Source organism: Longimonas haloalkaliphila (assembly GCF_055379825.1).
On the sequence record NZ_AP043948.1, the window covers coordinates 432,535 to 445,498 of the forward strand.

The 12,964-nt window shown below is 58.8% G+C and carries 8 protein-coding genes; 7 read left to right on the forward strand and 1 reads right to left on the reverse strand.

The genetic code is table 11. From position 1 onward, the window contains the following. Positions 1-61: 61 nt before the first annotated feature. A complete protein-coding gene (locus ACZ48V_RS01665) occupies positions 62-619 on the reverse strand; it encodes a hypothetical protein (protein ID WP_464540998.1) in 558 nt (185 codons plus the stop codon). A 519-nt stretch (positions 620-1,138) separates the two neighbouring features. Between ACZ48V_RS01665 and ACZ48V_RS01670 the strand changes: the two genes are divergently transcribed. The 7 genes from ACZ48V_RS01670 to ACZ48V_RS01700 all read left to right on the forward strand — a co-directional run bounded on the left by ACZ48V_RS01670 (position 1,139) and on the right by ACZ48V_RS01700 (position 12,929). Beyond that, positions 1,139-3,607: a TonB-dependent receptor gene (locus ACZ48V_RS01670; RefSeq protein WP_464541000.1), complete on the forward strand. Its 2,469-nt coding sequence runs from the start codon at positions 1,139-1,141 to the stop codon at positions 3,605-3,607. A gap of 278 nt (positions 3,608-3,885) precedes the next feature. Beyond that, on the forward strand, positions 3,886-4,638 hold the full coding sequence (fabG, locus tag ACZ48V_RS01675; protein ID WP_464541002.1) for a 3-oxoacyl-ACP reductase FabG: 753 nt from the start codon (positions 3,886-3,888) through the stop codon (positions 4,636-4,638). Between the two features lie 75 nt (positions 4,639-4,713). Continuing rightward, a complete protein-coding gene (locus tag ACZ48V_RS01680) occupies positions 4,714-5,700 on the forward strand; it encodes a 3-oxoacyl-ACP synthase III family protein (protein WP_464541004.1) in 987 nt (328 codons plus the stop codon). Positions 5,701-5,958: 258 nt separating this feature from the next. Continuing rightward, on the forward strand, positions 5,959-7,491 hold the full coding sequence (locus ACZ48V_RS01685) for a sodium:solute symporter family transporter (protein ID WP_464541006.1): 1,533 nt from the start codon (positions 5,959-5,961) through the stop codon (positions 7,489-7,491). Between the two features lie 70 nt (positions 7,492-7,561). Beyond that, the gene (locus ACZ48V_RS01690; protein ID WP_464541008.1) at positions 7,562-9,058 is read left to right on the forward strand and encodes an acyl-CoA synthetase; all 1,497 of its coding nucleotides are present in this window, start codon (positions 7,562-7,564) and stop codon (positions 9,056-9,058) included. An 89-nt stretch (positions 9,059-9,147) separates the two neighbouring features. Then, on the forward strand, positions 9,148-10,047 hold the full coding sequence (locus tag ACZ48V_RS01695; protein ID WP_464541010.1) for an alpha/beta fold hydrolase: 900 nt from the start codon (positions 9,148-9,150) through the stop codon (positions 10,045-10,047). 278 nt (positions 10,048-10,325) lie between these two features. Then, a complete protein-coding gene (locus tag ACZ48V_RS01700; protein ID WP_464541012.1) occupies positions 10,326-12,929 on the forward strand; it encodes a serine/threonine protein kinase in 2,604 nt (867 codons plus the stop codon). The last annotated feature ends 35 nt before the right edge of the window (positions 12,930-12,964 follow it).

Here is a 12,964-nt window from a genome sequence, read left to right on the forward strand (position 1 = left end):
TGAGGCTTGTGAGGCGCAAAGAAGCGTACTTCCAGGTACCAAAAACCTCGACAGGTGCTGCTTAACTTCCATTATTATTGGCCCGGCGCTGCTCAGCCGCTTGCTGCTCCATCTGTCGCGCTGATTGTAGCGCGGCACGCATGTCAGTACGCTGGTTGTAGGAAAGTGCAAACTCGGCAGAGCCGATGGTCAGTTCAACCGTTTCAGCTTGCGCGATGCGCTCAAATATAGATGGACTGAACGTTGCATTCTGCATTTCAAGGACCGTATCATCCATGCGGCGCATCCGGCTCTCTGCATCTTGCGACTGCACGCGCTGGCCATCAATCCAGACGAGCACGCGGTCGGCAGCTGACATGTCTGTCGGACGCGCAGAGAACCCGTAGAATACGAGCTGCCAGGTGGCAGAGTCTGTGTTGGGGTCGTAAGCATACTCAACCTTGTATGCCATGTCGTCGCCTTCATAGTTCTGCACAGACACGTCACGCAGGTCGTCGCTTACGACACGCTGCACCCCGGTAAGGTCGCTCACGCGCTCCTGGATCTGCGCTGTAGCTACCGGGACGGTGAACAGCATGGCAAGCACGAGTACTGCTGCAAAAGATATCAGTCGGTTCATAGTGAAAAGTTGAGTCTCAGGAGAAGGGCGCGAAGAACCGTTGCAGGACAACTAACTCGGCATAGACGAAAGCGTGCTCGCACGCTCTTGCCAAACTCTACTCTGCATATGGGACGTACAGGCGAGCAGTCTAATGGCGCATCTGTGGTTTAGCTTGATGCTTACACAAGATTGCGCCGTTTTGATAAACCCTTCAATATCTACTAAGATTCTTGAAAGCGCTTACGCGGTTGTCCATTATCGCTTAACATCTGCGTGGCAGCCCTACAACAACGTTTATAAATTAAAAATTAACAATTAGAGGCTGGTGCGTCTCCTGAACTGCATGTGCAAAGCTTACATATGGCTCGTCACCGGCCTTCTTGACCAGACGCTCTACAAATTCTTTAAACAGGTCTTGACATTTTCGGAAGCGCTTCCTACTCTCAACTTAAACGTTTGGAATATTCCAAACGATAGAAAAGGTATAGATATAAACGACCTTCCGTTACGTGAATGCTCAGAGATATGGTGACTGATATGAAACAGTTATGGACCGTGTTAGGGATTGCTCTCCTCTTCGGTGGCCTCACAGGGCTAACAACAACGCATGCCCAGGGTACCCTGGCAGGCGAGGTGATTGATGCCGAAACCGAAGATGCGCTGCCCGGCGCAAACGTAGTACTTGAAGGCACCTCGTATGGAGCCAGCACAGGAGCCACCGGCACATACCGCATCGAAGGCATTCCCGAAGGGGCCTATGCCGTACGCGTATCGTTCGTAGGCTACGACACAGCCACCTTCGAGGTAGAGATCGAGTCAGGCGCAGCTACAACACGCAATTTCGCCCTGCAGCCACGTACCTTTCTGGGCGATGAGGTCGTCGTAACAGGCTCGCGGCGTGCCGAAAAGGTGCTCGACTCCCCCGTTAACATTCAGGCTATCTCAGCCGACCAGCTTCAGCAAGCGGGTGGCGGCACGTTCCTTTCAGCGCTCTCGAACCTTAAAGGAATTGACTTTGTCGATGTCGGCATCAACGGGCAGGGTATTTCTGCGCGCGGATTCAACAATCACTTCAACACCCGTATGCTGTCGATGACCGACGGCCGCGTGGCCCAACTGCCTGGTACAGGTCTTCCACAGGGTAACTTCCTGCCCACCTCGCAGCTTGATGTACGGAGCATTGAAGTCATCGTAGGTCCCGCTTCTGCGCTCTACGGCCCCAACGCGCACACCGGCGTGGTCAATGTCATTACCAAAAACCCGTGGGATGAATCGGGAATTGCACTCGACATGCGAGGTGGTAACAACGACTTGTTCGACGTGAACCTGCGTGCGGCAGGTATCTTTAGCAATCGCTTTGGCTGGAAGGTAACCGGACAGTACCTGACGGCCAGCGACTTCCGCCCGGAGCGGCGCCCGGCTCCTGATGTAGCTGCCGGCGAAGTGCAACCACACTACTATAGCGGGCTCTTCGAAGCTGACCTGCTCGACAATTATGATGTCGAATCAATCAGCACAGAGGCAAGCCTCTACTACCAGTTCGCAGGCGACTGGATGCTCGAAGGTAGTTTCGGGTTCTCCGAGAACGACAATCTGGGACTTACGAACAACGGACGCAACCGCATTGACGGCTGGCAGGTCAACTACCAGAACCTGCAGCTCAGCAGCAGCAATTGGTACGCGCAGTTCACACGCACAGCTAACGACGCAGGCAATACATACCAGATCAATGGTGTAGCAGCTGCCGCTGCAGGTCTCCTTGCTGATCCCGATAACGGCATTAACAGCATCTCTGACGTCGACCTGCCTGCACTGCGTGAGGATAACCGCTTTACTGATAAAGGAGAGCTGCTCGACAGCGAGCTGCAGTACTCCAACAGTGTCGGCAACCTGGAATTTGCAACGGGCTTTCAGCTACGCCAGTACAACCCGGATTCTGAAGGCACTTTCCTGGCCGACGGTGAGGGCCAAGACATCAGTGCAACCGAAGTCGGCGGATATGCACAGTTCGACTACTACATGATGGATGAGCGCCTGCGCCTGAACGCAGCGGCCCGCCTCGACGACCATAGCAACTACGGCACGCAGTTCAGTCCGAAAGCCGCACTCGTGTACACTGTAGCGCCCGACAACAACGTACGCATCGGCTATAACCGGGCCTTCAAAAGCCCAACCGTTCTCGAAAGCAATCTGTTGATCTCTGTCCTTGGTGCCCCCATCTTTCAGGGCAACATCAATGGATACACGATTCGCGACCAGGCAACCGGAGACGCTGTAGGTACGGTTGATCCGCTCTCGCCTGAGGAGGTGAACTCGATCGAGATCGGATACAAAGGCGTGCTGGGCAATCGGCTCTTTGTGGATGCCGTCGCCTACAACTCCTGGTACAATGACTTCATTAGCCCCCTCTCAAACGTTGCAGATCCGCTGGGCATCCTAACGGGTACCCCCTCAGGCACAATTGCAACGGATGCAGACGGAAATACCATCGCGGGAGGCACAGGTCTCGATGGCACGCTCTCTACGTACTTTAACTTCGGAGAAGCTACCGTACGCGGTGTCGAACTGGGGCTCGACTATATGGCCAGCGAGCAGCTTAGCCTGTCGGGGAACGTAACATGGATCGACCTCGCCGACTTCGATTCGGGCGACGCCGGGTCTACCCTCGACCTCAACGTGCCCGACCTCAAGCTGAAAGGCTCCGCTACCATGCGTAACGTTGGGCTCGACAACTATTCCATCACGCTGAGTGGACGCTGGCAGTCTTCATACGTCTTCCGGGCCGGCTACTGGAATAGCGAACTCATGTTTGACGACGGCGAGGTCCCCTCTCGCTTCGTTGCTGACTTGAGCGTTAACTACAGCATTCCGCAAGCCGGCGTTAACCTGCAGCTCAGTGTGTCAAACCTGTTCGACAATGAAGGCATCGACGTGCTGGGCAGTCCGGTGCGCGACCGCCTCATCTGGGTCGGCGCAACCTATCGGTTTAACGGACTCCGGTTTTAGAGCCTGTTTGGGTTTTGGTTTGCAGGCGAGAGCGAGCGCCGCTGAGGCGAAAATTGGACCCCGATGGCGGTTCGTAGCCGGGGCTACGGGCCGACATCGGGGGCAATTTGCACCAGGGGCATGACCTTCGGCCCCAGTCCAGCGCCGCCGCTCGGAGCCCAAATTAAGAAATCAAGACAGGTTCTTAGGCCGCTTGGTAACCTGTCTTGTGGGGACACGGAGCGCCGTGTCCCCACTACGTCATAACAATGTGTCTTCTCGAATCCAATACCATCAATATGTCTCAATCCAATCGTTTATCTGGGCGCACCGCTATCGTAACTGGCGGAAGCCAGGGCATTGGACGCGCCACCGCGCTTCGCTTTGCCCGTGAGGGCGCCCAAGTTATTGTGGCCGATGTGAATGCCGACGCGGGCGCCGATACAGTCGATGCCATCACCGAAGCGGACGGCACGGCGCTGTTTGTGGAATGCAACGTCGCCGACCGATCCTCCGTCGATGCGATGATGGAATCGACCGTTGAAGCGTTCGGCACGCTCGACATCCTCGTAAACAATGCCGGTATCACCCGCGATGCGACCCTCAAAAAGATGGATCCGGATGACTTTCGGTCGGTGATCGAGGTCAACCTGGAGGGCGTCTTCCATTGCACACAGGCAGCCTATCCGCACCTGTCGGCCAGCGAGCATGCGCGCGTGCTCAATGCGGCGTCGATTGTGGGGCTGTACGGCAATTTCGGGCAGACGAACTACGTGGCCAGCAAGTCGGGCGTGATTGGCATGACCCGCACCTGGGCCCGTGAGTTTGGCCGCGATGGCATCACCGTCAATGCCGTGGCACCGGGCTTCATCGAAACGCCCATGGTCGACACGGTGCCCGACAAGGTGCTCAACAGCCTCAAGGAGAAGACCCCACTCGGACGCCTGGGGACTGCGGAAGACATTGCCAATGCGTACACCTTCCTTGCCTCCGACGACGCGTCCTTCATCACCGGCGCGGTGCTCAGCGTGGATGGCGGACTGGTCATGTAGGCGGCATACGCTCCGCATCCCTCTGTACCTGTTTCTTTATTCTGGTCGTATCACTCTGAACTCGCACGCACCCTCATGCCACACGCTGCACACATCATCGGAACGGGACTCTATGCCCCTGACCATGTCGTTTCAAATCAGTACTTTAACGACCTCTACGGGGAAGACGTCGATGGCTTCCTGCGTACCCACCGCAACATTAAGGAGCGCCGGTACGCTACCGATGATCAGTCGACCTCCGACCTCGCTGTGCAGGCGGCAAAGCAAGCCCTCGAACAGGCCGGATGCGCTGCCTCGGATATCGACCTGATTGTGCTCTCGACCGACACGCCGGACTTCCTCTCGCCCGCTACGTCGGCTGTGGTGCAAGATAAGCTCGACGCGCGCAATGCCGCCACGTTCGACGTAAACACGGCCTGTGCAGGCTTCGTGACGGCGCTCGACACGGCACGCAAGTTCATGGAGTCCGACGCGCAATACCAGCGCGTGCTCGTTATTGGCGCCTACCTAATGAGCCGGTTTATTGACTACGACCAGAAAAACACTGCCTCCCTCTTTGCCGACGGTGCCGGGGCAGCCGTGCTGGAGCGCCGCGAAGGATCTGGGGGGATTCGCACGGCACGCCTCGACACAAAGGGCGAGTACCACGGCTATATGGGCATTTACACCGGCGGAAGCGACCGGCCCGTCACCGAACCGAATGGGCGCGTGCAAAAGCTGGAGTTCCGCAAGAAATTCCCCGACGGGTTCAACCCCAACCAGTGGACGGCCCTGGTGCGCATGCTTGCCAACGATCTCGATGTGACACCTGCTGATGTCGACCGTTACTTCTTTACGCAGATCAATATCGCCAGCATCCAGGAAACGCTCGACCGGCTGGGGCTACCCGCGGAGAAAGCACATAATGTGATGGATCGCTTCGGCTACACGGGTAATGCCTGCATCGCCATGGCCCTGGCCGATGCCGACGCGAAGGACCTGCTCTCGGAAGGCGATCTCGTCTTTCTAATCGCCTCGGGCGGCGGCGCCTCCATTGCGGGGATGGCGTTGGAGTGGGGGTGATGGGTTGGCCGTACTGTAGTATTGCGCCTACCGGCGGGGTCTCCCTTTATCATGCCTTGCTGAAACCAACATCCGACAATCAGTCGTCCCGGCCCCCGGCTGCCTCGGTCGTCGATCCGAGGATCCGGGATCTTGTGCCACGTAACCGCGAACCCCATAGCAAATAGTTCAACTACGGTTGACATGCTAACAGTAGAGATGCATCGGTGATGCGTCTCTACTGCCTTCATTACTATGCATTGACCGACTGCCTTTACCATGGACATCTCCGCATTCGGCGAAACCGGCTTCGCGTGGATCTTCTTTATCGTGTATCTGGTGCTCGTAAGCATCGCTGCGTTCGTCGGTATCAAGAAGATGAGCGGGTTTGCCTCGTTTTCTGTCGGAAGCCGCACCGTAAGCCCCGTTTTCGTGGGGATGTCGCTCGCTGCGAATCTGACCAGCGCCGCCACGTTTATCATCAATCCGGGACTTATCTACTTGTACGGGGTGTCGGGCGTGCTGGGCTACGCGGTGGCAATGCCGCTCGGGGTATTTCTGGGGCTTATCGTCTTCTCGAAGGCGTTTCGCACCGTGGGCGATGAGGTTACGGCGCTCACCGTGCCACAGTGGATTGGCGACCGCTTCAAAGATCAGCGCCTCACGCTCTTCTTTGCCGTCGCCAGCCTCCTACAGATCGCGTTCCTGGTGCTCATCACCGTAGGCCTCTCGCGGGTGCTTGCCAACGTACTCGGCGTGGACGTATTCCTTGCCATGGCATTCGTCATCATCTTCCCGCTCATCTACATCATGTCGGGCGGAGCCAGCGCGCACACGCTCACCAACTCGGCACAGGCCATCATCATGATCGTGGTTGCCATTCTGCTGATCGGGTCTGGCGCCCCCTACTTTATCGACGGTATCAGCGGCTTCTTCGGACGTCTCGCAGAGGTTGATCCGTTGCTCGCCCAGCCGACCAATCCGGAAAGCCTGCTCTTCCGCGACTACTTTGAGGTCGTGTTCTGCAACTTCCTGATCGGAATCGCTATCGTGAATCAGCCGCACGTGATGTCGAAGGCGCTCTACCTGAAGAATGCCCGCGATGTGAACAAGTACCTCGCCACCGGCATCATCGTGCTGATTCTGTTCTTTGCTGTGATCCTGATCGGCCTCTACGCGCGTATCCTCATGCCCGAAGCCGGCACCATGATGCCCGACGACGTGGTGCCCACGTACATTGTCGAGGTCTTTGGGCCGTTTGTACGGTCGATCATTCTCATCGGACTCGTGGCCGCCGGGTTCTCGACCATGGAGGGGCTGCTCGTCGCGCTCTCCACCATTTTCTCGAACGACGTCTACCGCGTACTGGCAAGCCGCTCGGGCAAGCTCACGAAAGAGGAAATCGAAGAGCGCGGCGTACGCTACAGCCGCTACTTCCTGCTGGCTCTCGCACCGGTGATTGCCTTCATCTCCTATGGCCAGATCACCAATCCCGAACTTTCCGTCGCCATCTTAGGGCAAAACGGGGTCTACGCCCTTTTCTCGGCGACCTTCGTGCCCATCCTGTTCGGCATCTTTGCCCGGGGCATGCCGAAAACCGTAGTGCTCGTATCAGCCATCACCGCGCTGGTCGTCCACTTCGGGGTCTACTACGGCGAGATCACCATGTACGCAAACAACCCGGCAGTCCCCGCTACCTTTGCCTTGCTGTCCAGCACCGCCGTCGCCCTCGTAGGCTACTGGATCTGGGGCCAGCCCGCTCTGCCCGATACAACAGAAGCGCCTGCGACCGAAGCTGACGCCGATGCATAACGCCCCGTACGGGCACATCGCCGATATGCCCCAACAAACGCCTCCAACGAACAGCCAAACCTGTCTACCCATGATTCGCACCGACTGGACGGAACGCCACGCGCGCTACACGCCCAACGCCCCTGCGCTCGTGTGGGCTCCCACTGGACGCGTCTACACCTATGCCGACCTGCACGAGCAGGGCGAAAAGCTGGCGCATCAACTCCGGGCCGAATACGACCTCAAACCAGGCGACCGGATTGGCATCCTCGCTGAAAACAGCGTCGAACACGTACAGCTATTCGTCGCTGCTCAGAAAGCCGGATTCATCCTGGTCCCGCTCAACTACCGACTTACAGCCTCAGAGCTGCAGCACCTCGTTGACGATAGCGCACCCTCGGTGTTGTTTGTAGCCGACGACTATTCCGATACGGCGCAGACGCTCGACACCGATGCCCACCTCCTTTCCCTTCAGGCGGTGGACACGCACATCCAGAACGCACCCGAAAAAGCCGGTCTTCCAAATGGTCGCCCCACGCTCGATGATCCGCTGATGATTCTCTACACCTCCGGCACCACCGGACGCCCGAAGGGGGCGGTCATCTCGCATGGCATGCTGTTCTGGAACGCTGTAAACACCGAAATGCGACTGGACCTAACGAGCGCCGACCGTTCATTCAACGCCGCCCCGTTTTACCACACCGGCGGCTGGAATGTGCTGCTTACACCCTTCCTGTTGCACGGTGCGACCACCTACCTGTATCCTGATTTCAACGCCGACACGCTGCTGCGCGACTGCGACACCGGGGAGTTCACGATCCTCTGGGGCGTACCCACCATGCTCAAACTGATGTCCGACAGCCCCGTCTTCGACCAGGTCACGCTCGATACGGTGCGCTACGCCATCGTAGGTGGCGAGGCCATGCCCGAACCGCTCATCCGCACCTGGCAGGAGAAGGGCGTGCCCATCCGGCAGGGCTTTGGCATGACCGAGGTCGGCGTGAACTGCTTCTCGCTCCCCGCCCGCGACGCCCTCCGCAAGATCGGCTCCATCGGCTTCCCCAATTTCTACATCGACACGAAGGTCGTAGACGGCGGCGGCGCAGAGGTGCCGCCAAACACACCCGGCGAACTGCTCATGCGCGGTCCGGTCGTGACGCCCGGCTACTGGCAGGACGAAGACGCCACTGCCGACGCCATCGATGCCGATGGCTGGTTCCACACTGGCGACCTGGTCGAAATGGACGACGAAGGCTACTTTTTCGTTGTCGGGCGTAAGAAAGAGATGTACATTAGCGGAGGCGAGAACGTATATCCCGCCGAAATCGAAGCTGTGCTGCATGAGCACAATGGGGTGGCAGAAGCCGCCGTCGTGGGCGTGCCCGACGACACATGGGGCGAGGTCGGCGTGGCGTTCGTATCGGGTACGCAGTTGGATACCGAGGCGCTGCGCACACACTGTGAGACGCACCTGGCGCGCTACAAAGTGCCGCAGTACATCAAGGTCTGCGATACGCTTCCCAAAGGCCACAGCGGCAAAATCCAGAAGAGCGCGCTGCGCGAACAGTTTTCGGCGACGGCCTCTTGACTCGAAAAGTCACCTACCCCACCATCACCTATTTCCCTCTGATGATGCGACTTGCCTCCCTTGTTTTTGCCCTGAGCGCCCTGATTTGCATGCCTGTAACCGCCCAATCAACGGATATAGACCCGCTCCCGCACTACCCCGATGCCTCGCTCGAAACGGTTGTCGTTGAAGACGACACGCTGGCATACATTGACACTGGCGGCGACGGCTACCCCGTGCTGCTGGTGCACGGACTCGGATCGAACCTCTCGCTCTGGCGCGACCACATCGATCCACTCTCGGCAGAGCACCGCGTGCTGGCGCTCGACCTGCCCGGATTCGGGGTGTCGAGTAAGCACAACGTATCGGGCCGCATGACAGATTTTGCAGAAACCGTGCGCGGGTTTGTGGATGCGCTCGGCCTCGCGCCCATCACGTACGTGGGCGTCTCCATGGGCGGACAGGTTGGCCTCACGCTCGCACTGGAAGCGCCTGAAACGATCGAACGCCTCGTGCTTGTGTCTCCGGCAGGCATCGAGACGTTCACCGACGAACAAGCAGCCGGACTACGCCAAATGATGACTCCTGAGGCCATTGCCGGAGCCAACGATGCGGCCATCCGACAGAACACGGCATCCAACTTCGCAAGCTGGTCCGACGACTACACCTGGCTCATCGAACAGCGCAACGCCCTGTCCGAACGCGATGATTTTGAGGCGTACGCGCGTGCCAATTCGGCTTCGGTTGCGGGCATGGTCGACGAGCCTGTGTACGACCGCCTTGGCACCGTGCAAATGCCTGTGCTTGTGCTCTACGGCACTGGCGACCGCCTCATACCCAATCCGTACCTGAATCCACAATGGGATACCGCCGCCATCGCCCAGCGCGCGGAAGAGGCCCTGCCAGATGCCACCGTGCACCTCGTGGAGGATGCCGGGCACCTGCTTATGATCGAACGGCCTGATGCCTTTCAGGAGCACCTTCAGGAATTTCTGGCTCGAAGCAAGTAGCCAGCGTGCGTAGTTATCCCACCTCCAGCCCCCACACGATAGCCTCTAAACGCTATGAAAGCCTGCTTCTTTTACGGTTGACAGCTGCCCCCTTGAGCCCTATACTTGCAGTATCCCTGTGTCTCACTGTATGTAACCATGTAGCTGCGCGTCTCTTGCTGGCTTCCACTGGAACGCCACCGCAACAATCGTAGCAGGAGCCTCAGGGCAGTCGAAGACGGGCCTACGCTTTCGCAGATATCCAGACGCTCATGTGTACGGAGCAGTGGACACGAGTCATGTCGCTGCTGGACCAGGCGCTGCAGCGGCCTGTCCAGGAACGCACTGCTTTTCTGGAGACAGCTTGCGACGACCCGACCCTTCGCGAAGAGGTCGAAAGCATGCTGGAGGCCAGCGAGGCCTCTCTGGACTTTCTGGATCAGGGGGCAGCAGCCGCTTCGGTAACCCTGGTCGAAGATGAAGTCGACCTGGATGCGTATGACGGATCTCAGGTAGGGCCGTACCGGCTTATTGAACGCATTGGCACGGGCGGGATGAGCGTGGTATACCGCGCTGAGCGTGCCGATGGACACTACGAGCAGCACGTAGCTGTTAAGCTGCTCCCCCGTCATTTCGAAACCGAACACCGGATTGCGCGCTTTCAGGCAGAGCGGCAAATTCTGGCGCGCCTAAACCACCCCAACATCGCGCAGCTGCTCGATGGCGGCGTCACCGCAACCGGGCAGCCCTATCTCGTGATGGAGTACGTGGATGGCGTCCCCCTTACCACATACTGCGCCACGCACGCGTGTTCGCTCAATGAGCGCCTGCTGCTGCTACACACGATGTGTGGCGCGCTGCAGCACGCACACCAGAACCTGGTGGTGCATCGCGACCTGAAACCGGAAAATATTCTGGTGACCGAGACAGGCGTGGTAAAGCTGCTTGACTTCGGGATCGCTAAGCTGTTACAGCCCGAGCAACACGATGCATCTAACGCACTAACGCGCACCGGCGAACGTCCGATGACGCCGGGCTATGCAGCGCCCGAACAGATCACGGGCGATGCAGTAACCACCGCTACCGACATCTATCAGCTGGGCGTACTCGCTTATCACATCCTCACAGGTACCCATCCCTTTCGTGGAACGGCGTCTGAGCTGCAGCAGGCCATCCTCGAAACGTCGCCCCCGCCCCCCTCAACAGCTGCGCGTGAGCACCCTCAGACCGGCTCCGAACCGGCCATCTCGTGCCCGGGCCAACAGCTTACGGGCGACCTCGATACAGTTGTCCTTAAAGCGCTCCGCAAAGAACCTGAACGCCGGTATCACTCGGCCCAGGCCCTCGCCGCCGATCTGGAACGTTACCTCAACGACCAGCCAGTACAGGCCAAGCCCTCAACGATAGGCTACCGAACGCGCAAGTTCGTAGAGCGCAACAAAGCGTCTGTGCTGGCAACGATTGTCGGCGTTTTTCTCTTCGCGGCTTCAAGTCTATTCCATGTGTATCGCCTGTCAAACGAGCGCGATACGGCCCAGCGCCATGCCGAGACCGCAGAAGCCGTTACAGCGTTTATGGTCGACCTGATCGAGATGGGCGATCCCGCTGAAGCACGTGGCGGCACCATCGCCCCGCAAGACCTGCTCGACCATGGCCTCTCACGTATTGAACACATGCAGGGCCAGCCCGAGGTTGAAGCACAGATGCGCCTTGCCCTTGGGCGCGTCTACCGGCGTGTAGGGGCTTACGACACGGCGCGTCCACTTATCGAACGGGCGCTTGCACTCCAACAAGAGCATCTGCCCCCGAATCACCCGAGTCGAGGCGAGGGCCTGAAGCAGATGGGCGCCTTGCTCGCTGCGACCGATGCATTTGAAGAGGCTGAGACCGCCCTGCGCACGTCTATTTCGATCTGGAGCCAGCACGGGGAAGCCCATGTCCTCGACCGGACTCGGGCACAGCACCGGCTTGCATACGTGCTGCGGCGGCAAGGCCAGTACGAACAGGCCGAAGCGCTGCATCGCGACAATGTAGATGTACGGAGCGCTGCGCTCGGCCCCAATCACCCCCAGACGCTGCAGAGCCAGAAACGGCTTGGCATCACGCTGCACAACCAGGGCGCCTATGCCGACGCCGAAACAATGTACAAGCAGGCCCTTCACGGACAGCGCAACGTGCTCGACGAGCCTCACCCACAGATAGCTGTAAGCCTGAACAGCCTTGGGGCCCTTTACATGAATCAGGGGCGCTTTCAAAAAGCCGAACCATTGCTGCGCGAGGCCCTGCAGATGCGCCGCATGCTCTTCGGAGATGACCACGAGACCGTCGCTCTCACCCTGAACAACCTGGCCATGGCCGTGCGCGACCAGGGAGCCTTTGCCGATGCCGATGCTCTCTTCAAGGAAGCGCTGACGCTGCGCCTCCGCATTCACGATACGCCCCAGACCGGCACCGCCATGACGCTCCGTGAGCAGGGCATGCTTCACCTGTACCGCGAGCGCTTCACAGAAGCGCGTGATGCGTTCGAAGAGGCCCTGCACATTTTCGAAGATATCCTGCATGCCGAGCACTCTTTCGTTGTACGTACCCGGCTCGACCTTGCGTATGCGCAGCGCATGGTGCAGCCTACGCCCAATGCCGCTCCAAACGCCGAAGCAGCGTTTCGGTCGGTGCAGCGCATTCACCCCGACACCTCGCTGGAGCGTGGACTCGCCAACGTACACTACGGCATGATAGCAGCCCATCAAAACCAGTACGCCCGCGCCGACTCGCTCATCAACGCAGGCATTGACATCCTCGATACGATGGACGGTCCGCAGCCGGGCCCGAGTATCCGACAGGCCTATGCGCAGACGCATCTACAACGGCTACAGCAGATAAAACGCCTACAGGCACAGCCCTGATGCGAGCCCCCCTGGTTTCCCCAGCAGCGAAACCG